Source organism: Clostridium sp. ZBS2 (assembly GCF_023845855.1).
Classification (GTDB): domain Bacteria; phylum Bacillota; class Clostridia; order Clostridiales; family Clostridiaceae; genus Clostridium; species Clostridium aquiflavi.
This window is the reverse complement of record NZ_JAMQIF010000021.1, coordinates 26,278-50,701: the sequence shown is the minus strand read 5'-3', so window position 1 is coordinate 50,701 and position 24,424 is coordinate 26,278. Positions and strand designations below refer to the sequence as shown.

Here is a 24,424-nt window from a genome sequence, read left to right as displayed (position 1 = left end):
AAAATTAAGACAAGCAGTAAATAGGACAATACTCATTAAGAATTCTCAAAGTCCAATTACAATGCCACCTTACATATTGCATATATCAACACGCATTTAAAACAGAGCCTAATTATATAATGAACGTGTGAATTCTTCGGAATTCACATTTTTTAATATATAAGAAATTTTTATTATATTATAGTTAGTATATAATATAATTATAATGATTAGAAATACTAATATATTCGATAGGAGGACAATATGTATCCAATTAAATTTAAAAATTTATACTATGATAGAATATGGGGCGGAGATGCTCTAAAAAAATTTAGAAACAATATTCCAAATGGAGTGATAGGGGAAAGCTGGGATGTTGCATGTCATCCAAATGGAATTGGTGAAGTAGAAAATGGAAACTTAAAAGGTAAAAAATTTGATGAGATAATTAATGAATTTAAAGAAAAACTTATTGGCGAAAAAATAGATATAGAGAAATTCCCTTTATTAATTAAATTAATTACATCTGGAGATAAACTATCAGTTCAAGTTCATCCAAATGACGAATATGCAAATAGAGTAGAAAATGAATTTGGTAAAACTGAAGCATGGTATGTTATTGATGCTGAAGAAAATGCAAGCTTAATAGTTGGCACAAAGGATTGCGATAAAGAAATATTTAAAAAAGCTATTAAAGGCGGAAATTTAGATAAATATTTAAATAAAATACCTGTAAAAAAAGGTGACTTTTTTTATGTACAAAGTGGATTGGTTCATGCTATATGTGAAGGTGTTTTAATAGCAGAAATTCAACAAAGTAGTGATATTACATATAGAGTTTATGATTATAATAGAGGCAGAGAAATACATGTAGAGAAAGCTCTAGACGTTATTGATTTTTCTTTAGAAGGAAAGAACTCAAAAGGAATTTTAATAGAAAAAGAAAATTATAAAAAAACTTATCTTTGCTTAAGTGATTATTTCACAATTCAAAAATATGAAATAAATAATTATGTAAAAGAGGAAAGTGATATAAATAGATTTTACTTATTTACATGCGTAGATGGCTGTGGAACTATAAAATATAAAAATGGTGAAGAAAAGATAGCTATGGGAGATAGTATATTCATACCTGCAACTATGGGAGAATATGAATTAATGGGAAACTTCACATTATTAAAGAGCTATGTACCAGATGTAGAAAAAGAACAAAATGAAATTTTAAGTGTAATAAAAAGATAAGGCTGTGTTTTAGTAAGGTTTTGATATATACATAAGTAAAATGGACTAAGTAATTAAACTTAGGAATGCTAAAATGAGTATAGCCCATTTTAGCTTGCTTCTAATGTCAAATTGAGACAATCAGTAAATAAAAGTCCAAGCTGGTGACTGTCACCAGCTTGGACTTATTTTTTAAATTCCTTTGGGGGAATTTGGTGTAAAGCCTCTTTCTGCTAAAATATCGTAAATCGTTTGAGAAGTAGTATCTTCTAGAGTATAACCTAGTAATTTAACTACTTTATCTAAATTTTCTTCAGAAGTTGTTTCTATTTCTAAATATGGAAAAGGGCAAAATTTCTTTTCATTTATATCTATTTCAACTAATGAATTAAATATTTTATAGCTTTCTCTATATTTTTTATTAGATTCTTTTAATTTTAATCCTAAAGATAAAAAAATACCTTCTGCCATTTTTTTATCATTAACTATAACTTCATTTTCTTCCATGACTTTAAAGCGTTCTTGTGAAAGCATTTTTTTTGTTGTCATATAATAAACTACTTTATTATTTATGTTGTCAGTTACTGTTCTTATACGAGCATACCCTTTATTATTTAAAAGTTTTCCATCCTCAAAATCGTAAATATCATTAATTTGATCTTCTTTCTTTATATTTTCTGCTCCATTGTCTATAAGAATTTTTCTAATATTGTCTATATCTATATCCATAATTCTAGTTTCAATTTCTTGCATATATACTCCTCCTATATTAAAATTTTAATGCAAATTAAAATTTATGTTTTAAAAATCTAGTTTTATAATTTAATGTTATAATATAATTCTGAGTAATGCTAGTATCATAAGAATTATTTTGATATTTATGCTAATAATTAATTATATAGGGAGTAGATAATCATGGAATATATAAATGAAATTAATATAAATGAAGCAGTAATACATATATTGGATAGAAATGCATCGGAACCTGTCCTAAATGAATTTACATTGGAATTAAATGATGAGATATATAAATATTTATATAAGCATTTAGAAAAATGTTTTAAGGATGAAGAATTAAAATCAGGTGTATTTATTCAAGGAACTAATAGTGTTAGAGAATCTGTACAAGATTATTTAAATGGAATAGATGATGATTTTATTACTTTATCAAAAAAATTGGCAAGACAGCTATTTGTAATTATGCAGATGGATGAAAATATAGAATCATGTGATTTGATAATAGTATCAATAACTACAGATAAAGGTCCTATGATAGGTGTTCTTAAATTGGATTACATAAAGAATTTCACCCATGAAATTCAGTTTATAGATGAAAAAATAGGAATAGGAATAGTGCCTCAAAGTGCTGGACTTCCAGGTGGCGGTCAAAAAATACAAAAAGCGGCATTCATAAAGCCTTTTAGAGATGACGATAGATTTAACTTAATGATATTAGATAAACAAAGAAAAAGCAAAGAAGATAATGAACTTGGAATAAACTATTTTGTTAATGATTTTTTATACGCTAAAGTTATTACTAATGAAAGAGATATGACAAAGACATTTTTAAAAGCCACAGAGGATTGGACTAGAAAAAATATATCCAATGATGCATCAAAGGCAGAGGAAATTAGAACAACAGTTAAAAGTAAACTAAAAGAAGAAGATAGTATTAATATAGATGAATTATCACAAGAGCTTTTTAAGGAAAACTCAGAAGAAAAAGTGAATTTTTCTAGCTTTGTTAAAGGAAAGGGCTTAGATGGAGAAGTAGTAGTTGACAAGACTTGGGTAGAAAAAAAATTAAAAAGAGTTAGATTAAATATAGATAAACAAATTGATATATATTTAAATGAGGAAGTATATCATGATGAAAGTAAATTTGAAATTCAAAGAAATGGTGATGGAACAATAAATTTAGTTGTAAAAAATGTTATGAATTATATAGAAAAGTAATATTAAATTTACAAGAAATAAAATAAGTTATAAAATTTTTATAGTTTAGAAAACTAATCAAATTTAAGCTTAGAAGAAATTTAGTTGAGAATTGAAAGTGGAAAGTAGGGAGTTGAAGAAAAAACTCCGTAATTGGATTAAAAAAATACATATTCTTTAGAAAGTCTTGATGACTTTTAAGCAAAACTTTCAACCCTCAACTAACAAAGTGTGGTGTAGCCACTTTGTTTTCACACAATATATTAAAATAAATATTTATTATATAAAATTTTTTTTGTTTCTCTTTTATCTATATACATTAATTTATCAGCTCTTGTTAACAAATCAGTTATTTTATTATCTTCATTAATTTTAAAATTATCATATCCTAAAGCTACGCTTATTTTTAAATTGGAGTTTAAGTTGAATTTATTAATAGAATTATATAAATCAGTTATTTTATTTTCCAAGGAACTTTGAGAAATATCCTTTACAATAACAATAAATTCATCTCCACCTGTACGATAGGAACTACCAATACTATTAAATGTATCTTTTAAAATCTTAGCAAATGAAATTATAACGGTATCTCCACTATCATGGCCTAAGTTATCATTAACAAACTTTAAGTTATTTAAATCCATTGATATACACCAAATTGAAGAAAAGTCAGTGATGTTATTATCTATAAAAGTAATCTTTTTTTCAAAAGCAGCTCTATTTTCAAGTTCTGTAATTGTATCTGTAAAAGCCATTTTTTCATAAACATTAGATTTAATAGATAGTTTATAATAATGAAAGTATTTGTTAATAACATACCATAATTGTATTACTATAAATATCAACACACCTGCTTGGAATAATATACCGTAGTAATGTGGTATATGAACATAAAATAATACTATATCTATTGACGTACCAATTATCATAGGAACTATTGAAATAGTAAAACATTTACTACTAAAAGATCTATCATGCCAAGATAAAATCATAATATAAAGTGATAAAATACCATTTAACATTATTAATATATGAGAAATAACTAGCATACTTCTTAAATCTAATATACCCAATAGAGTAAGCAATGATTGCATAATAAAATTAATAATCATTGAATAAGTAGTTATTAATAAGGGTTTTGTATACTTTTTATTTGTAGTTTCTATCATTATCATGACTATTGGAATTCCAACTAACATTAAAGACATAAATGTTAGATTATTAAGCAAATAAGTATTTGGAATTAATATTTGCATAATATTTGTTTCTGAAATTGCATATATAGAAGATAGCAATGCAAATATACCTATATATAGTAAGTGAAATATATTCTTATGACTTTTATAAAATGCAATTCCGGATATAACAAATATTGATAAGGTAAAAGTTATAAGCAAAAAAATAATTACATAATTTAATACTTGAGAAGAAATTAAATTATGAATTATAGAAGTTTTAGTACCTATTATTGGAGTTTTAATATCATAAGGTAATGAAAAATTTGATTTCATTTCAACAACAAATTTAAGTTCCTTATCCTTTAGATTGCCACCTAAAGGTATCATATATATAGTGTTAGAGCCTTTATTGCTTAATTTTTCATAATCACCAAAATTAGAAGTATATATTAAATTATTATCTAAGAATACATTTACATTAGAGAAACCTATACGTAAACATAATGTATCAAAGTTTTCATCTAAATCTTCAGTTAATACTTTAGAAAAAGAATAAGTATTATTGTGATGATATTTAAGATTCATAGGAAAATTAACAATAGTTTTAGTATTGTTATGTAAAGTTTTTAAATTCCAATTATCTGATAAAGTTATTGCATTATCATCAATGTATTTAGTTTTATAATCTGGTTTAAAACGCAATGATGAAACAATTGATAAAAAAAATATAATCAAACAAAAAACAATTAAGTTTAAAGTTACTTTTTTATTTAGAATGTTCCTATTAATAAATTTTTTCATTTAATCACCACCTAACACCACATTAATTTAATTAATATAAACTTATGTAGTTTATTATAACGTATATAAATTTAGTATGAATTTTTTAATATATTATTAGTGTGTTATGTTTTTCTTAGATTATTATAAAAATTACTTATATAGTAAATTATATCATATTTGGTAATATACATGTATACACAAATGTACATAATTATGCAATGGAAATGTAAAATAATAGAAAATAGTATGTTTAAAAGAGATAGCTAAGCTTATTAAAACTTAACTATCTCTTTTAGTAAAAAATATTTTTAATAATTATTTCATCAATTTAACAAGTACAGCTTTTTGTGCATGTAGTCTATTTTCAGATTCATCAAATATTTCTGCTGAATGTTTTTCTAAAACTTCTGCTGTAATTTCCTCTTCTCTATGAGCAGGTAAACAATGTAGAACAATTGCATTATTTTTAGCAAAACTCATTAATCTATCATTAATTTGAAATCCATCAAATGCCTTTAGCCTTAAAGTTTGTTCATTTTCTTGTCCCATACTTGCCCAAACATCTGTAATTATTACATCAGCATCTTTTGCAGCTTCAAAAGGAGACGTAGTAACATTTAAATTAACATATTCTTTTTTTGCGATATCTTTAGCTCTAGATAAGTAAGTATCATTTACTGTATAATCTTTTGGTGAAGCAATTGAAAAATTCATTCCAACTTTTAGACAACCAATCATTAAAGAATTAGCCATGTTGTTTCCATCACCGATAAATGCAACATTTAAACCTTCAAGAATATTTTTATATTCTCTAATTGTCATTAAATCAGCTAATACTTGGCATGGATGTTCATTATCAGTTAAGCCATTTATTATAGGTATTGATGAATATTTAGCTAAAGTTTCAATACCATCTTGAGAAAAAGTTCTGATCATTATTCCGTTTAGAAATCTGGATAAAACTCGTGCAGTATCTTCAATAGGTTCCCCACGCCCTATTTGCAAATCTCTATTACTTAAAAACAATGCATTTCCTCCTAATTGATACATACCAACCTCAAAAGAAACTCTAGTTCTAGTTGAAGATTTTTCAAAGATCATTCCTAAACTTTTCCCTTTTAAATGCTTATGTTCTATTCCATGCTTTTGTTCATATTTTAATTGATCTGCTAAATTTAAAATTTCTAAAATTTCTTCTTTAGATAAATCATCCATTTTCAATAAATCTTTTTTCATATAAAATATACCTCCGTTTAATAATTATAAATTTTTGGCTATGTTTCAGGAGAGTGTTGATATATGCAATAGGCAAAGTTCAATTACTCAGTCCGTTTTGATTATGCATATATCAACACATATTTAAAATATAGAAGTAGTTATATATTTAATACATCAAGCAGAATATCTAATCCTTTTTTTAATTCACTTTTAGAGATTACTAAAGGTGGTAATAATCTGATTACATCTTTTCCAGCAGTTAATACAAGAAGCCCTTTTTTTAGAGCTTCCTTTTGAATTAAAGAAGGTAAAATATCGGTTTGAATTCCAATCATTAATCCCATACCTCTAATTGATAAAATATGAGAATTATTAGATTGTTTTAATATATCTTTAACATAATTTCCTTTTTCAGATATTTCATAAAATGAATTTTTATTACAAAGCTTATCTAATACAACTAATGCACCAGAACAGACAACTGGGTTTCCACCAAAGGTTGAACCATGATCACCTGGAGTAAAAACATTTTCAACTTTTTTAGAACAAAGAACAGCACCGATTGGTAGTCCTCCGCCTAAACCTTTAGCAACAGTAACTATATCTGCTTTAACATCAAAATTATTAAATCCAAACATTTTACCAGTTCTAGCAATTCCGCATTGAACTTCATCAAATATAATTAAAATATCATTTTCATTGCATATTTTTACAACTTTTTGTATAAAACCTTTATCGAGAGGAAGAACACCACCTTCACCTTGAATTGCTTCAAGCATTATGGCACAAACATCAGAAGTAAGGTGATTTTTAAAATCTTCTATATCATTAGCTTTTACATAATCAAATCCTTCTGTAAAAGGGTAGAAGTACTGATGAAATTTTTCTTGTCCAGTAGCTTTTAATGTAGTTATAGTTCTTCCATGAAATGATTGTACTAATGAAAGAATTTTATTCCTACCATTACCGTATTTATCGTAGCTATATTTTCTAGCAAGTTTAATTGCTCCTTCATTAGCTTCTGCACCAGAATTTGCAAAAAATACTTTACTCATATTAGATATTTCAGTTAATTTTTTTGCTAATTTAATAGTAGCATTGTTATAAAATATGTTTGAATTATGTTGAAGTGTTTTTAATTGAGAAGTTGTAGCTTCAACCCAATCTTTGTGATTGTAGCCTAAACTATTTACACCAATTCCACTTGTAAAATCTAAATATTTATTATTATTTGTATCATAAAGATAAACTCCATCACCATAAGACATTACAGGTTCTAAAAAGTTATAAGAGTTTACTAAATGAGTTTTTGCTTCATTAAAATTATAATTCATAGTAATAGCCCCCTAAAGTAATTTTAATAAATCATTGTTCCGATACCTTCATTTGAAAATAATTCTAAAATAAGTGAATGGGGAACACGTCCATCAATTATATGAGCTCTTTGAACTCCCATTCTTATTGCTTCAACACAGCAATCAATTTTAGGTATCATTCCGCCTTGTACAATACCCTCTAAACAAAGTTTTGGAATTTGATGTAACCTAAGTACAGTAAGTAGAGAAGTAGGATCTTTAGAATCTTTAAGTACCCCAGGAACATCTGTAAGTAATATTAATTTTTCAGCATTTAATGTAGAAGAAATTTTTGATGCACATATATCAGCATTTATGTTATATGCCTTATTGTCATCTTCGCCTAAAGCAACACTTCCTACAACAGGAATATAGCCTGCATTTAATACAGTCTTTAATATATTAGTATCTACATTTGTTATTTCTCCAACATAACCTAAGTCAACATCTTTTTTTATTTTTTTAGCTCTTATAAGAGAGCCATCCATACCACAAAGTCCAATGGCCTTGCCACCAAATTTTTCAATTAAAGAAACTAAGTTTTTATTTACTTTGCCGCCTAATACCATTTGTACTATTTCCATTGTATTTTCATCTGTATATCTTAATCCATTTATGAATTCACTTTTTTCACCTAATCTATTTAAGAAGTCTGAAATATCAGGTCCGCCTCCATGAACTACAACTGGATCTATACCAACACATTTCATTAAAATTATATCGCTTATAACAGTTTCTCTTAGTTCATCGCTTATCATTGCATTTCCACCATATTTAACAACTATGGTTTTTCCATAATATTTTTGGATATAAGGTAATGCATTTACTAATATTTCAGCTCTTTCATTATGATTCACTTAAAATCGCCCCCTATATTTTAATGTTCAAGAAATTATAGAAATTTTCAAGATTTAAAGGTGATACAATCTAAGTTTATTAAAATATGATGCAATCACGTTTTAACTTCTATATTCACCATTTATTTTTACATAATCATAACTTAAGTCGCATCCCCAAACACATGCATTAAAGTCACCTAAGAATAAATTTACTTTAATTATAATTTCATCTTGTAATAAAATTTCTCTTGCTTTTGCTTCATCAAAAGGCAAAGAAGACCCATTTTCACAAACTTTTATAGAGCCAGACGAACTTTCGAAATAGACATCTACCTTTTCAGGATTAAAATCAACTTTTGCATAACCAAGGGAACATAAAATTCGTCCCCAATTAGCATCACTACCGAAAATAGCTGTTTTAACTAAATTAGAATTTATTACGCTTTTACCAAGTTTTACAGCATCTTCTTCTGTAGAAGCACCAAATATTTTACATTCTATTAATTTAGTAGCTCCCTCGCCATCTTTAGCTATTTTTCTCGCAAGTTTTATATTTAAATCATTTAGTGCTTTTAAGAAAAGCTCATAATTACTATTTTTTTCTCTAATAATTTTATTTTCTGCTAGACCGTTAGCTAAAATAAGAACCATATCATTAGTGCTAGTATCACCATCTACACTAACTCTGTTATAACTTAAATTTACACTAGTTTTTAATGCTTCATCAAGTAGCTTAGGGGAAATATTTAAATCAGTAGTTATAAATGAAAGCATAGTTCCCATATTAGGTTCAATCATTCCAGATCCTTTTGCCATAGCAGCTAAAGTTACTTTTTTATTATCTATATAAAATTCTAAAGCTAATTGTTTTTGAAAAGTATCAGTTGTCATAATAGCAGATGCAGCATCGTGATAACCTTCTTTAGATAATGATTCTGTAAGAAGAGGAATACCAGATTTTATTGCATCTATATTAAGTGGAACTCCAATTACACCAGTAGAAGCAACTAAAACTTCATCTGTTTTTAGTTTTAATTCTTTGGCTTGAAGAGTGGCAGTTTTTTTTGCTTTTTTTAATCCATCTTCACCATTACATGTATTAGCATTACCACTATTAATTATTATTGCTCTTGCTTTTTTATTAGTTAAATGTTCTTTAGTTATATAAAGTGGTGCCCCTTTTACTTTATTTTTTGTATACACTCCAGCTCCGTTAGCATCAACCTCTGAATAAATTAAAGCTAAATCTTTCTTCATAGTACTTTTCTTTAATCCACAATGTATGCCAGAAGCTAAAAATCCTTTAGGAGAAGTAACTCCGCCATCAATATAATTAAATTCCAATTTTATAACCCCCTTGTATAATGTAGCCATAATATTTGATAGAAAACTTAATTCAATTCTAACGAAGATTACAGCCCATCATGATTTTATTATTAATTTATATTTTGTTATTGTGTAGATATATGCAATATGCAAAGTTCAATTACTCAGTCCACTTTGTTTATGCATATATCTATACTTTTCAAAAATATTGTTAATCTATTAAAATGCTGGTGAAATTAAGTTTAGTCCTTCATTTTCTTTAAAGCCTAAAACAATATTCATGTTTTGAATGGCTTGCCCAGCAGCCCCTTTAATCATATTATCTATTGCACTTATAATTATTATTTGATCTTTTCTGTGATTTAAGTGAAGTGAAATATGGCAGTTGTTTGATAATTTCACATTTTTTATTGAAGCAATATCTCCTAAAGGTAACACTTGAATAAACTCTTTATCTTTATAAAAATTTGTATACAAGTTATGAATAGAATTAATATCAACTTTTTCTTTAGGAGTACAATAAATTGTAGATATTATTCCGCGATTTATTGGAAGTAGGTGAGGAGTAAAAGTAATGCTTACATTAGTTTTAGCAATAGTTGAAAGTATCTCTTCTATTTCAGGAGTGTGTCTATGTTCACCAATTTTATATGGAGCAAAATTTTCATTTTCTTCAGGAAAATGTGTATTTAAACTTAATGATCTTCCAGAACCAGTAGTACCAGATTTGGAATCACATATTATTCCTTTTGGTTCGATTAAAGAATTTTTTAATAAAGGCATCAAGCCAAGTTCTATACTTGTTGGATAACATCCAGGATTAGCAATTAATGAAGAAGTTTTTATTTTTTCTTTATTTAATTCAGGAAGTCCATAAATGCTTTTATTATGAAGCTCAGGCTCAGAAAAATTTTTTCCATACCAATATTTATATTCATGTTCATTACTTAATCTAAAATCTGCTCCCATATCAATACAAATTTTATTATTCCCTATTATTTTTTTTGCTATACCTTCACTTAATCCATGAGGTAATGCAGTAAATATAACCTTATTTTTTTCAATAACTTCATCCATATTTGTACATATTAAATTAGTTTTACCTAAAAAATTTTTATATATAGTGTCAATTTCCTCTCCATTAAAAGAAACGGAGCTTATAGCTCCAATTTCTATTTTAGGATGATTTAATAATATTCTTAATAATTCAACACCAACATAACCAGTTGCCCCAATTATTCCAACTTTAATCATACATTTCATCCCCTTTGAATTGGTGTATAAATTTTTTTAGTTCCATTATTTGAAATTTTACTGATTCACTAGAAGGACCACCTATTACTTTTCGTTCCTCTACACAAGTATATAAATTTATAGCTTTATATACATCGTCTTCAAAAATAGGAGAGTAGTATTTTAATTCTTTAAGAGTTAAGTCTTCGATCATTTTAGTATCTTTTATACACTGAAGAACTATTCTTCCTACTATTTCATGTGCATCTCTAAAAGCACATCCTTTTTTTACAAGATAATCAGCTAAATCAGTTGCATTAGTAAAACCTAATGCTGCACTTTTTTTCATGTTATCTTTATTTACTTTCATGGTTTTAATCATTCCAGAAAAAGTTTTTAGTGATAAGGTAACAGTATCTAAAGCATCAAATAATGCTTCTTTGTCTTCTTGCATATCTTTGTTATAAGCTAAAGGAATACCTTTCATTACAGTTAAAAGTGTTATGAGATCACCATAAACTCTACCTGTTTTACCCCTTATTAATTCAGCAACATCTGGATTTTTTTTCTGCGGCATAATACTACTTCCAGTACTGTAACCATCATCAAGTTCAATGAAATTAAATTCTCCTGTACACCAAAGAATAATTTCTTCAGAAAATCTAGATAAATGCATCATTATTAGAGAAAGTACAGATAAAGTTTCAATTACATAATCTCTATCTGAAACAGAATCTAAGCTATTTAATGTAATTTTAGAAAAGCCAAGATTTTTAGCAACCATGTTTCTATCAATTGGATAAGTAGAAGTAGCTAAAGCTCCACTACCCAAAGGCATTTCATCAACCCTTTTGTAAGCATCATTTATTCTACCAATATCTCTTTTAAACATTTCAGAATAAGCCAAAAGATGATGAGCAAATGTTATTGGTTGTGCTTTTTGCATGTGAGTATATCCTGGCATTATAGTTTCTATATGTTCTTTAGACTTTTCTAATAAAACTTCTTCTAAATATAAAATATCTTTTTTTAAGTTTACAAGTGCCTTTTTTAGATATAATCTTAAATCTAATGTTACTTGATCATTTCTACTTCTTGCAGTGTGAAGCATTTTTCCATATTCACCAATGTAATATGTTAGAGTACTTTCTACAAAACTATGAATATCTTCAGAGGTTAAATCTACATTAATAACATCATTGTCCATTCTTTTTAAAATTTCTAAAAGACCTGATGTGATTTTTAAACTAGCTTCTTTTGATATTATATTTTGTTCTCCAAGCATTGCAGCGTGAGCTAAACTGCCTTCAATATCTTCTCTATACATTCTTGAATCTACATTTATAGACGAATTAAAATCATTAACTAATTTATCAGTACCCTTTTTAAATCGTCCACCCCAAAGCTTCATAATTATTTAACCTCTTTCTTTAACATTTTAGACATTTTAGCTCTAACAACAGTAGGGAGACCATATAGTGTTATAAATCCAGCGGAATCATTTTGATTATAAACTGCATCTTCACCAAAAGTAGCATATTCTTCGCTGTATAATGAATAAGGAGAAGTCATACCTGCATTAACAATATTTCCTTTATATAATTTTAATTTAATTTCTCCAGTTACTGTTTCTTGTGTCTTTTTAACGAATTCAGATAAAGCTTCTCTAAGAGGAGTAAACCAAAGACCGTTATAAACTAAATCAGCAAATTTTAATGATATTTGTTCTTTATAATGAGAAGTTTCTTTATCTAAACAAAGTTCCTCTAAATCTTTATGTGCTTTATAAAGAATAGTACCTCCTGGAGTTTCATATACACCTCTTGATTTCATACCAACAAGTCTATTTTCAACCATATCTGTTATACCAATAGCATTTTTGCCACCAATTTTATTTAATTCATCTAATAAAGCAACAGCATCCATTTTTTCTCCATTTAATGCAATGGCGTTACCTTTTTTAAAGGTTAAAGTAATATATGTTGGTTCATTAGGTGCTTTTTCTAAAGAGTTAGAAAGCTCTAAAATTTCATCATATTTAGGTTCATTTTTAGGGTCTTCTAAATCTAATCCTTCATGACTTAGGTGCCATATGTTTTTATCTTTACTATAATTAGTTTCATGATTTATTTTTATAGGAACATTTTTTGCTTCTGCATAAGCAATTTCCTCTTCTCTTGATTTAATATCCCAAGTTCTCCATGGTGCAATTATTTTCATATCTGGATCAAAGGCTTTAACAGCTAATTCAAATCTTACTTGATCATTACCTTTTCCAGTACATCCGTGACATATTGCATCAGCACCTTCAGCTTTTGCTATTTCTACTAATCTTTTTCCTATTAGTGGTCTAGCGAAAGAAGTACCAAGAAGATATTTGCCTTCATAGATAGCTCCAGCTTGAATAGTAGGGAAGATGTAATCTTCAACGAATTCTTTAGTTAAATCTTCTATATATAATTTTGATGCCCCAGTTTTTATTGCTTTTTCTTCTAATCCATCTAATTCATCTTTTTGGCCAACATTTCCGCAGACTGCGATAACTTCACAGTTATAATTTTCCTTAAGCCAAGGAATAATTATTGAAGTATCTAATCCTCCAGAATATGCTAAAACAACTTTATTTAATTTACTCATTTAAAAGCCCCCTTAATTAATATTGAAATGTATATTAAATATTGTGTTCAAAAAAACATTTTTTATAATTATACAATCATATGCATAAATAATCAATAGCTTTATGAATAAAAATAACATAAAAATAATGACAAAATTATTTAGAAAGATTCATTTAAAAAGTTTTATTTTAATTATTTTATAAAAATATTAAAAAATAGGGGTGTTTTTTAATGAAATAATATAAAATGGTAATATAAATTCAATTAGTAATTATAAAAATGATAAAATGAAAAAAATACTAAATTAATAATTATAAAGATATATGTAAAAATATACAAAGGGAATATATAAATATTCATAATAAATGCATAAATATAAAATAGGAGGATGATAATAATGTTATTATTACATAGGTGGGATAATTTAACTTAACTTTTAATGAAGAATTTAAAGAATCAAGATTTAACTTAAGTAGATTTAAAAATATTACTGCTGTGAATATTAATATTAATATTAATATTCACTTTAAAATATAGTATAAAATAAAAGGCTCTGTTTTAAATGTGTGTTAATATATGCAATAGGAAAAGTTCAATTGCTCCGCCCACTTTGCTTATGCATATATCAACACTCTACTAAAACAGAGCCAAATAAAAAAAAGATGAGGTATAAACCCTCATCTTTTAAAAAAAGTATTATTTCATAGAATCAGCTGATCCTAAGATGTTATCAATCTTTGATTCAACAACTTCTTGGATTGCAGTTCTTGCAGCACCAAGATAAGCTCTTGGATCGAAAACTTCTGGTTTTTCTCCGAAAGTTTTTCTTATTGCAGCAGTCATAGCTAATCTTAAGTCTGTATCCATATTTATTTTACATACAGCCATTGAAGAAGCTTTTCTTAACATATCAACTGGAATACCTTTAGCGTTTGCTATTTTTCCACCGAATTCATTACAAGTTGCAACTGTGTTAGCGTCAACAGCTGATGCACCATGAAGAACGATTGGGTAACCAGGTAATTTAGCTTGAATTTCTTCTAATATGTTGAACTTTAGTTCTGGTTTAGCATCTGGTGGGAATTTAACAGCTCCGTGTGAAGTTCCGATAGCTATAGCTAATGAATCAACTCCAGTTCTGTTAACAAAATCAACAGCTTGATCTGGATCAGTATAAACGTGAGAATCAGCAACAACGTCATCTTCAACTCCTGCTAATACTCCAAGTTCAGCTTCAACAACAACTCCTCTAGCGTGAGCGTAGTCTACAACTTCCTTTGTTTTCTTAACATTTTCTTCATAATCAAAATGAGATCCGTCAAACATTACTGATGTGAAACCAGCATCTATAACTTCTTTAACAGCTTCAAAACTTGGACCGTGATCTAAGTGAAGAGCAACGTCTACTCCAGTTTCAGCTATAGCAGCATCTACCATTGCTTTTAAGTAGTTAGCTCCAGCATATTTAATTGCTCCAGTTGAACATTGAAGAATTACTGCTGAATTTCTAGCTTTTGCTCCATTAATAACACCTTGGATTATTTCCATATCGTTGATGTTGAAAGCACCGATAGAATATCCACCTTCGTAAGCTTTTTTAAACATTTCTTTTGTAGTAACTAATGCCATGTTAATTGTACCACCTTTCAAATTTTCAAATTATGGTTCACGATTAAAGTTAACCGTATAAAATCAATTATAAACTATACTGCTTGTATTTTCTACATTTAACGAGTTAAAATTAAAAAAAATCATTATATATGCAGTGTTTTTTGGAATATATTTTAATTATTATAATTAATTTACATAATAATTATATTTTATAATATATTTTCTAGATTAGGAATTTGTAATTTTCTCATATTTCTAGAACTGTATTTCAATGCATGTAATGTAGCGTTTGCCTCAGATGTATCATTATGAGATAAATACACTGAAAGTTTGGCTGAATCAGTAACAAGTATATCTACTTCTTGATGACTAAGATATACTGAAGTTATAAAGTTTTTATTTTGAATCATATCCATTAATTCTATTGACTTTATATAAGCATCTTCATTTTTACCTTCAATAATATTAAGTTCTATTTCTTCTGTAACATTTTCAATATTATCGCATAATTTTAATATTGAGACATTAGCAAAATAAACAAATATCATTATAAAAAGAAAAAGTAGTATTGAAGCTTTAACATTCTTCATTAATTACCCTCCTTATCATAATCATTATAAAGTTGATATTTAAAATTGCCTTCAGTATCATACATAGCTATTAAAACATCCTTAATTGAATTTATATTATGATTTTTAAGGACATTAAGTATCCAGTCTTTATCTTTTTTTATACTTGTTAAAGCATTGTTATTTATTTTTCCATCAGATACTAATACCTTAGGTAATTTTACCTCCTTTGTTTTAGCAGTATTGTCACTAGATTTTGATTGAGATTGTGAATTATAATCTTTAGGCAAAATTGATAGTTGCCCTCCATTTTCTAAAATGGCACATTGAATTTCATCAAGATTAAAATAATTTGCAATTCTTAATTCTTCTAATAATTCATCTATATTTAATTGTTGTTTTTTTAGTGCAATATAATTTATTTTGCCATTATATATTAATATAGTTGGCTCACCATCAATAATTTTTCTAGCACGTTGGGACTTTAAGTCTATTACACTAAGCATAGTTTTTAAAAATAGTAATGTAATAATTGGAATTATACCAAGTAATAATGGAAGTCTAGAATCTTGCATTGGTAAAGCGGCCAAATCTGAAATCATAATAGTTATTACAAATTCATAAGGTTCAAGTTCACCTATCTGACGTTTTCCCATTAAACGCATTACTACAACTACTAAAGAATATAAGATTGTAGTTCTAATAAAAATGATAAACATATAAAACACCTCGCATAGATAATATTTGTAATATTTCGTTGGAATATACAAAATAGAAAATAAATTTATCTTTTTATGGGAAATTAGATATAATATAATATAGGACAACTAGAATTTTATGGAGGAGATAATTAATGAATTCAATAGCCTATAATATCAATAATAAAGAACTGAATTCTACTAATACTTTTTATGATATATTATCTAAAGATATATTAGAAGTTAATAATATAGCATTATGTAAACTAAATGGAAAATATCATGAATTAAGAGAAATTATTGACGAATGTGGAAAAATAGAAGTAATACCATTTAACACAGAAATTGGATTAAATATATATACGAGAACTTTACAATTCATATTTATTAAAGCTACGTTAGATTTATTTCCAAATTCAAAAATTAAGATAGAACATTCAATCAGTAAGGGATTATTTGGAGAAATAATCAAAGAAAATCCTTTAAGCGACAAAGATATAAACTTAATTAAAGGGAAAATGAAGGAAATTATTTCAACAGATGTACCTATAAATAGCATAAAAGTTTCTAAAAATGAAGCTATTAATATATTTAAGAAATATGGAATGGAAGATAAAATTTCACTTTTACAATATTCTAATCTTAATGAGGTAAGATTATATGAATTAGAAGATAGATATGATTACTTTTATGGTCATATGGCATATTCAACAGGAGTTATAAAAGCTTTTGATTTAATTTATTATGAATCAGGATTTATATTAAGAAGCCCTGAAAAAGAAAATTTAAATGAACTTCCACAATATAAAGAAGAAAGAAAGTTAAGAAATATATTTTTTGAAACAGAAAAATGGCTTAGTATATTAGATATTGGAGAAGTAGGAACTTTAAATGAAAAACTTTCTAGTAATGAAGTACAAAGTTTAATATTAACTTCAGAAGCATTACATGAAAAGAAGATTGCTAATATAGCAGATCAAATAGCGAACAAAAAAGATTCTAAAATAGTTCTTATTGCAGGCCCATCATCTTCAGGAAAAACTACATTTGCCAATAGACTTGCAATACAACTTAAAGTTAATGGATTAGTGCCTCAATCATTGTCATTAGATGATTATTTTGTAGAGCGAGTAAATACACCTAAAGATAAAAATGGAGATTATGATTATGAATCTATTTATGCGTTAGATTTAGAATTAATTAATAAATCACTTACAGCTTTAATGAATGGCGAAGTTGTTGATATTCCTACTTATAATTTTTTAACAGGAAAAAGAGAATGGAATGGGAATAAGATAAAATTACATGAAAATGGTGTATTAATATTAGAAGGAATTCACGGATTAAATCCTATATTAACATCAGACGTTGATCAAAATAAAATTTTCAAAGTATATATTTCAGCATTGACTCAATTAAATTTAGATAATCATAATAGAATATCAACAACAGATGTTCGAAAAGTTAGAAGAATAGTTAGAGACTCATTAAGTAGAGGGCATGATGCAGAAGCAACCCTTAAAATGTGGCCTTCAATAAAAAAAGGAGAAAAAAATAATATATTTGTTTATCAAGATAAAGCTGATGTCATGTTTAATTCAACATTAGTGTATGAATTAGGATTATTAAAACCTTATGCATTAAAAGAATTAAATAAGGTTAAGGAAGATAGTCCAGTATATACAGAAGCAGCAAGATTAAAATCTATATTAAATTTCTTTAAAGAAGTAGATTCTAGTTATGTACCTATGAATTCAATACTTAGGGAATTTATAGGCGGAAGTTGTTTCTATGAGTATTAAATATATTAGGCATATGAAAATAAATAACAATCATACTAACTAGTTATTTATTTAAATGTGCCTTACCTTAAAAAGATATGTTTTAAATTTAAAAACATATCTTTTTTCTTACCCCTTGACTATATTAATTAAATTATGCATTCTATATATGGATAATAAATTGAATTTTAATTTTTATAAATAAATTTTTAAATAAAATGTTAATGAGAGGGGGTATTTAGTAAAATGTTATTATATTTTACTAAGTAATGTTTATGAAAAGTTTAGGTGTTTTTGATATTTTAGGACCAATAATGATAGGTCCATCTAGTTCTCATACGGCAGGAGCTGCAAGACTTGGAAAAATTGCAAGAATAATAGCTGGTAATGAAATAAAGGAAGTAACATTCTTATTACATGGTTCTTTTGGTAAAACATATAAAGGGCATGGAACAGATAGGGCTTTAGTTGCAGGTATTTTAGGCATGGAACCAAGTGATGAAAGACTTAGAGATTCTATGGAAATAGCAAGAGAAAGAGGAATGAATTTTTCATTTAAAGAAGCTGATTTAGGTGATGTACATCCTAATACAGTTAAATTTTTAATGAATACAGTAAAGGATACATATTGTGAAGTTGTTGGATCATCTATTGGTGGTGGAAATATTCAAATTTCTGAAGTTAATGGTAATCCAGTTGAGTTTACTGGAAATTATGAAACATTAATAGTTTCTCAAAGAGATTTACCAGGAGTTATACATAGTGTAACTAGTATCTTATCAAAGGAAAATATAAATGTAGCTTTTATGAAAGTTTTTAGAAACCATAAAGGTAAAGATGCTACAATGATTTTTGAAATGGATAACAAAGTTAGTGAAAAAGCTATAAAAGAAATAGAAAAGTTAGAGTTAGTAAATAGGATTATTTCAATAAGTCCAGCAAAGGAAGGTGAGTAAAAATGCTTGCAAGAACAGGGGAAGAGCTATTAAAAATTTGTAAGGAAAATAATATATCTTTAAGTGAATATGCTATAAGATGTGAAGTTGAAGAAAAAGGGTTGACAAGAGAAGAAGTAATAGAAAAAATGAGAAAAAATTTAAATGTTATGATAGCTGCAGCAAAGGAAGGAACAGAAAAAGAAGTATATTCTGTTAGTGGTCTTATTGGTGGAGATGGACATAAGTTATATGAGTATTCAAAATCTAAGAAAACATTGACTGGTAGAGCAACTACAATAGCTATGGCAATGGCACTTGCTTCATCAGAAGTAAATGCATCTATGGGTAAAATAGTAGCATGTCCTACAGCTGGATCATGTGGGATACTTCCAGCTGTTATTTTAGCAGCAGGGGAAATTCTTGAATTAAATGAAGATGAACTTATAAAAGGATTATTAGCGGCAGCAGCAGTTGGGCTTATTATAGGTCTTAATGCAACATTATCTGGAGCAGAAGGAGGTTGCCAAGCTGAGTGTGGTTCAGCATCAGCCATGGGAGCAGCAGCAGTTGTAGAAATGATGGGTGGAACTCCAAAGATGAGCTTGGATGCTGGTTCTATAATACTTCAAAATATATTAGGATTAGTATGTGATCCCGTTGCAGGTTTAGTTGAAATACCATGTGCAAAAAGAAATGCACAAGGAGCAATAACAGCACTTTGCACTGCAGATATGGTTATGGCAGGTATTGAAGCTAAAATACCATTTGATGAAGCTGTAACTGCTATGTACAAGGTAGGAAAAAGCTTACCACCAGCATTAAGAGAAACTGCAATGGGCGGAATAGCAACAACACCTACTGCATTAAGACTTAAAAAACAAGTTTTTGGTGAGGAATAGATTAATTTATTATAATAGATTTTCTTGATTTTTTCACATTAATGGTATAATCTAAATATTATAGAAAACAAAATATTGAATTAATAACTAGGGGTGCTGATATATCAGCTGAGATTGGAAAAAGTGATTTCCTAGACCCTTATAACCTGATTTGGCTAGTACCAACGGAGGGAAGGATAAATATAAGACAAAATAGTTTATATTATGTAGCCCTTGGGCTACATTTTTTTTGGGTTAAATATAGGTAATGAAGAGAGGATGAATAAAAATGTTTAAGGCATTAACTATAGCAGGATCAGATAGCTGTGGAGGCGCAGGTATTCAAGCTGATTTAAAATCTTTTTCAGCCAATGGAGTATATGGAATGAGCGTTATTACAGCAATAACAGCACAAAATACAATGGGGGTTTTTGGAATACAAGATATAAATCCAGAAATTATTGAATCACAAATAGATGTTATTTTTGATGACATTATTGTGGATGCAATAAAGATAGGTATGGTTTCAAAAATTGAATCTATAAAAGCTATATCAAGAGGTTTGAGAAAAATTGAAAATTTACCTAAGGTAGTCTTAGATCCAGTTATGATTTCGAAAAGTGGATTTAACTTATTATCTCCCAATGCTAAAGAGGCATTAATTGAGGAATTATTTCCATTAGCAACTTTAGTAACTCCAAATCTTCCAGAAGCAGAAGAGATATTAGGAATGAAAATAAGTAATTTAGATGAAATGAAGGAAGCTGCAAAGAGATTACAGGAATTAGGGCCAAAGTATGTGTTGGTTAAAGGTGGACATTTAGAAGATGATGCAACTGATTTATTGCTTTATGGAGATGAGTTTGTTTTCCTTCCACAAAAAAGAATAAATACAGTTCACACTCATGGGACAGGATGTACTTTATCATCAGCAATTGCAGCAAACTTAGCAAAGGGATTAGATATTAAAGAATCAGTTATAAATGCAAAAGAATATATAACAGGTGCAATAGAAAATGGTTTTTCAATAGGAAATGGTGTAGGTCCAACACATCATTTTTATAAATTCTATTAAAATATAATGTCTGTATATTAAAAAGAGAAGTTGCTTGTGTAATTGAGTTTAGAAATATACTATGATTAAGAAATGGGGATGTGAAATTAATGATTAATGAAATATTAGATAAGGTTGGAAGTTTATTAGAAGAGGTTAGGGTAAAGAAACCATTAGTGCATAGCATAACTAATTATATAACAGCTACAGATTGTGCAAATGTGATTTTAGCAGTTGGTGGTTCTCCAACTATGGCTGATTATGTTAAAGAAGTTGAAGAAATTGCAAGTATTTCATCAGCAGTAGTTTTGAATATGGGAGTTATAAGTGATGATATGGTTGAAGCTATGATTCTTGCAGGAAAGAGTGCTAATAAAAATAATGTGCCAGTTATTTTTGATCCAGTTGGAGCTGGAGTAGCTAATTTTAGAAATGAAAGTGCAGAAAAGATATTGAGTGAAGTGAAGATAGATATAATTAGGGGAAACATTTCTGAAATAAAATTTATATGTGGATTAAGTTCTGAAACAAAAGGTGTTGATGCTTCGGAAAGTGATATGAACATGAGTAATGATAAAAAAGTAATAGTAGCACAAGAGTTAGCAAAAAAATTAAATTGTACAGTAGCAATTACAGGAGTAGATGATATTATTTCAGATGGAAAAAGAAATGTAGTTTTATCTAATGGCCATAAAATGCTTGCAAATGTTACTGGGACAGGATGCATGAGTAGTGCATTATGTGGGGTCTTTGCTGGAGCTAGTGATGATTATTTTATAGCAGCCATATGTGCAATTTTAACAATGGGTATAAGTGGTGAAATTGCGTATGAAAAATCTAAGGGAATTGGAATGGGAACTTTCCACATTTCACTTATTGATGCTATTAGTATGATGAATGAAAATATTATAAAGGAAAAGGCGAGGGTAAAGATTAATTGAGAAGTGAGAATTGAAAATTGATAGTATAGGAATAAATTCAATTGTGGAATTTAAAAATATGTTATTGAAATGAGGAGAGTTTATGAATAATAAAATAGATTACAGTATTTATCTTGTTACAGATAGGGATTTAATGAGCACTGAAACTTTAGAGGAGGCTGTAGAACAATCAATACTTGGAGGAGCTACATTAGTTCAACTAAGAGAAAAAGAATGTTCATCGCATGATTTTTATGAAACAGCATTAAAAATAAAAAAAATAACACAAAAATACAATATACCATTAATAATAAATGATAGAGTTGATATAGCTTTAGCTGTTGATGCAGATGGAATTCATATAGGACAAAGCGATTTACCAGCAACTATTGTGAGAAATATAATTGGAGAAGATAAAATTCTTGGAGTTTCAGCTGGTAATTTAGATGAAGCCTTAAAGGCACAAAAAGATAGCGCAGATTATATAGGGGTTGGAGCAATGTATTCAACTGGAACTAAGAAAGATGCAACGTCAACAACTATGAATGAATTAAAGAAAATAATGAAAAAAGTATCAATACCTGTAGTTGGAATAGGTGGGATAAATAAAGAACGAGTTAAAGATTTTAAGGAAACAAATATAGACGGATTAGCTATAGTATCGGCTATTATAGCACAAAAAGATATTGAAAAAGCCACAAGAGAATTAAAAGAAGAATTTTTAAAAATTAGATAGTTTAGAATTATTTATATAAAATCATACCATAAGTAAATACAAAAAGTAGTCTTAAACATTGAAAATACTTGTTTAAGGCTATTTTTATATTGATAGGAATTTATAGGACTTTTGAACCATGAAATGTTGATAAAGTCTGATATTAGATGTTTTTAAAGTTGACAATATACAATGAATAATTGAAAATTAAGGATAAAGGCTTCAAGGAGAAGGATAGAAGAACGAAATATAAAATGTACTGTATGAAAGTTTAGAATAATGTTAGAAAGAATATTATTAGTAATTTATACATTTTTTATGTAGTTAAAAATGTAAGAGTATGCTAGTATATTTAAATAATAATCGTTACTGATAATGTTTTTCTTTTGTATTTAGTGATTAAAGCATTACTATATTTTTAGTGTGAAAGATATGTATATTTTATAAGAAACTTTCACTATTCAGTAAAAAATTAATTATTTAAGTTGGAGGGATATATGAGAGTTGTTAATGTCTCGAGCCTCAAAGGAGATGAAATTCTAGGAAGGCAGATTTATGATGAATTAGGCAGGGTTTTACTTAATGTTGGAGTAAAATTAAAACCTTATTATATTGAAAAAATTAAAGAAATGGGAATTAATTCAGTGTACATTAATGATGATATATCAAAAGATGTTATTATTGAAGAAAGCATTTCTCAAAAAACAAGGCAAATGAGCAAACATGCTGTTAAGCAAATGATTCAAACATATTGTCGTGAAGGAAAGACTGATAATAGAAGTGTTATGAATTCAGTTAACTCAGTTATTGAAGATGTACTATTAAATAAAAGTGTTTTGATAAATGTTGGAGAAATAAGTACAAGTGATAACAATATATATTCGCATTCGGTAAATGTATGTGTATTGTCTACAATAATAGGAACTCATATGGGATACAGTATGTTAAAGCTTAAAGATATAGCAGCAGGTGCATTACTGCACGATATAGGTAAGATAAAAATTATGAATGATAAGAAACTTTTAGCAGAGTTTAAGACTAAGGAAGAATTAGATAAATATATTAGATTAATGCATCCAAAGGTTGGATATGATTTTTTAGGAGAGCAGTATATTTGGAATGCATCTGTCAAGGTAGTTGCCTTAATGCATCATGAAAGAAGTGATGGTAGTGGTTATCCTTTAAAATTAAAATGTGATGAAATAAATCAAATTGCAAAGATAGTATCTATATGTGATGTATTTGATAATTTGATATCAGGTAGAAATATGGAGGAAAGTAAAACTATATCTGAGGTTATTGAATATCTTGTAGGTATGAGTAACATTTATTTTGATGCAGAAATAGTGGAAAAATTTACTAGTAATATAGCTGCATTTCCAACTGGTTGTGGAGTTATTTTAAGTTCAAATGAAAAGGGTTTAGTTGTAAGGCAAAATAACTCAATGCCAATGCGACCTGTGGTAAAAGTTATATATGATAAAGTAGGAAATATGCTTTTAGAACCTTATGAAATTGATTTATTAGAAGAATTAACTATTTTTATTACAAAAACTTGTGAAATTTAGATTTTTG

At 27.6% G+C, this 24,424-nt stretch carries 21 protein-coding genes and 1 riboswitch; of the genes, 9 read left to right on the top strand and 12 right to left on the bottom strand.

The genetic code is table 11. The features are described 5' to 3' along the window. Positions 1-243: 243 nt before the first annotated feature. Positions 244-1,221 (top strand): type I phosphomannose isomerase catalytic subunit, encoded by a 978-nt coding sequence (locus NG918_RS13355; RefSeq protein WP_252226599.1) that lies wholly within the window; start codon positions 244-246, stop codon positions 1,219-1,221. A gap of 171 nt (positions 1,222-1,392) precedes the next feature. On the opposite strand, the gene NG918_RS13350 is transcribed toward NG918_RS13355, so the two are convergent. After that, entirely contained in the window at positions 1,393-1,953 is a 561-nt protein-coding gene (locus tag NG918_RS13350) for a class IV adenylate cyclase (RefSeq protein ID WP_252211855.1), read from the bottom strand. A 162-nt stretch (positions 1,954-2,115) separates the two neighbouring features. On the opposite strand from NG918_RS13350, the gene NG918_RS13345 reads away from it, so the two are divergent. Next, a complete protein-coding gene (locus NG918_RS13345) occupies positions 2,116-3,156 on the top strand; it encodes a nucleoid-associated protein (protein WP_252211856.1) in 1,041 nt (346 codons plus the stop codon). A gap of 242 nt (positions 3,157-3,398) precedes the next feature. On the opposite strand, the gene NG918_RS13340 is transcribed toward NG918_RS13345, so the two are convergent. The 11 genes from NG918_RS13340 to NG918_RS13290 form a co-directional block, all read right to left on the bottom strand. Beyond that, positions 3,399-5,114: a sensor domain-containing diguanylate cyclase gene (locus NG918_RS13340; RefSeq protein ID WP_252226596.1), complete on the bottom strand. Its 1,716-nt coding sequence runs from the start codon at positions 5,112-5,114 to the stop codon at positions 3,399-3,401. A gap of 297 nt (positions 5,115-5,411) precedes the next feature. Further along, positions 5,412-6,332, bottom strand: a complete 921-nt coding sequence (gene argF, locus NG918_RS13335; protein ID WP_252211858.1) for an ornithine carbamoyltransferase — start codon at positions 6,330-6,332, stop codon at positions 5,412-5,414. A gap of 140 nt (positions 6,333-6,472) precedes the next feature. Further along, positions 6,473-7,648 (bottom strand): aspartate aminotransferase family protein, encoded by a 1,176-nt coding sequence (locus tag NG918_RS13330; RefSeq protein WP_252226594.1) that lies wholly within the window; start codon positions 7,646-7,648, stop codon positions 6,473-6,475. Between the two features lie 23 nt (positions 7,649-7,671). Further along, positions 7,672-8,526 carry an acetylglutamate kinase gene (argB, locus tag NG918_RS13325; RefSeq protein ID WP_252211860.1) on the bottom strand — a complete coding sequence of 285 codons (855 nt, stop codon included), beginning with the start codon at positions 8,524-8,526 and terminating at the stop codon, positions 7,672-7,674. A 102-nt stretch (positions 8,527-8,628) separates the two neighbouring features. Beyond that, positions 8,629-9,852: a bifunctional glutamate N-acetyltransferase/amino-acid acetyltransferase ArgJ gene (gene argJ, locus NG918_RS13320; RefSeq protein WP_252211861.1), complete on the bottom strand. Its 1,224-nt coding sequence runs from the start codon at positions 9,850-9,852 to the stop codon at positions 8,629-8,631. 201 nt (positions 9,853-10,053) lie between these two features. Further along, on the bottom strand, positions 10,054-11,088 hold the full coding sequence (gene argC, locus NG918_RS13315; protein WP_252226592.1) for an N-acetyl-gamma-glutamyl-phosphate reductase: 1,035 nt from the start codon (positions 11,086-11,088) through the stop codon (positions 10,054-10,056). Next, positions 11,081-12,478, bottom strand: a complete 1,398-nt coding sequence (argH, locus tag NG918_RS13310; protein WP_252211863.1) for an argininosuccinate lyase — start codon at positions 12,476-12,478, stop codon at positions 11,081-11,083. Before argH ends, argC begins: the two co-directional genes overlap by 8 nt. Before the next feature lie 2 nt (positions 12,479-12,480). After that, entirely contained in the window at positions 12,481-13,704 is a 1,224-nt protein-coding gene (locus tag NG918_RS13305; RefSeq protein WP_252211864.1) for an argininosuccinate synthase, read from the bottom strand. 677 nt (positions 13,705-14,381) lie between these two features. Then, complete coding sequence (gene fba / locus NG918_RS13300; protein WP_252211865.1) at positions 14,382-15,314, bottom strand: class II fructose-1,6-bisphosphate aldolase; 933 nt, start codon at positions 15,312-15,314, stop codon at positions 14,382-14,384. Positions 15,315-15,505: 191 nt separating this feature from the next. Beyond that, positions 15,506-15,886 (bottom strand): DUF4363 family protein, encoded by a 381-nt coding sequence (locus NG918_RS13295; protein WP_252211866.1) that lies wholly within the window; start codon positions 15,884-15,886, stop codon positions 15,506-15,508. Then, positions 15,886-16,584 (bottom strand): DUF421 domain-containing protein, encoded by a 699-nt coding sequence (locus NG918_RS13290; protein ID WP_252211867.1) that lies wholly within the window; start codon positions 16,582-16,584, stop codon positions 15,886-15,888. Before NG918_RS13290 ends, NG918_RS13295 begins: the two co-directional genes overlap by 1 nt. 134 nt (positions 16,585-16,718) lie before the next feature. Between NG918_RS13290 and NG918_RS13285 the strand changes: the two genes are divergently transcribed. The 7 genes from NG918_RS13285 to NG918_RS13255 all read left to right on the top strand — a co-directional run bounded on the left by NG918_RS13285 (position 16,719) and on the right by NG918_RS13255 (position 24,417). Beyond that, complete coding sequence (locus tag NG918_RS13285; RefSeq protein WP_252211868.1) at positions 16,719-18,365, top strand: nucleoside kinase; 1,647 nt, start codon at positions 16,719-16,721, stop codon at positions 18,363-18,365. A 254-nt stretch (positions 18,366-18,619) separates the two neighbouring features. Next, positions 18,620-19,300 (top strand): L-serine ammonia-lyase, iron-sulfur-dependent subunit beta, encoded by a 681-nt coding sequence (sdaAB, locus tag NG918_RS13280; protein ID WP_252211869.1) that lies wholly within the window; start codon positions 18,620-18,622, stop codon positions 19,298-19,300. A 2-nt stretch (positions 19,301-19,302) separates the two neighbouring features. Next, entirely contained in the window at positions 19,303-20,181 is an 879-nt protein-coding gene (gene sdaAA / locus NG918_RS13275) for an L-serine ammonia-lyase, iron-sulfur-dependent, subunit alpha (protein WP_252211870.1), read from the top strand. Positions 20,182-20,260: 79 nt separating this feature from the next. Continuing rightward, a riboswitch (TPP riboswitch) is annotated at positions 20,261-20,372 on the top strand. Positions 20,373-20,449: 77 nt separating this feature from the next. After that, positions 20,450-21,235, top strand: a complete 786-nt coding sequence (thiD, locus tag NG918_RS13270; RefSeq protein ID WP_252226584.1) for a bifunctional hydroxymethylpyrimidine kinase/phosphomethylpyrimidine kinase — start codon at positions 20,450-20,452, stop codon at positions 21,233-21,235. Between the two features lie 89 nt (positions 21,236-21,324). Continuing rightward, complete coding sequence (gene thiM, locus NG918_RS13265; protein ID WP_252226583.1) at positions 21,325-22,155, top strand: hydroxyethylthiazole kinase; 831 nt, start codon at positions 21,325-21,327, stop codon at positions 22,153-22,155. 82 nt (positions 22,156-22,237) lie between these two features. Then, on the top strand, positions 22,238-22,870 hold the full coding sequence (thiE, locus tag NG918_RS13260) for a thiamine phosphate synthase (RefSeq protein ID WP_252226582.1): 633 nt from the start codon (positions 22,238-22,240) through the stop codon (positions 22,868-22,870). Between the two features lie 476 nt (positions 22,871-23,346). Beyond that, a complete protein-coding gene (locus tag NG918_RS13255) occupies positions 23,347-24,417 on the top strand; it encodes an HD-GYP domain-containing protein (protein WP_252226581.1) in 1,071 nt (356 codons plus the stop codon). The last annotated feature ends 7 nt before the right edge of the window (positions 24,418-24,424 follow it).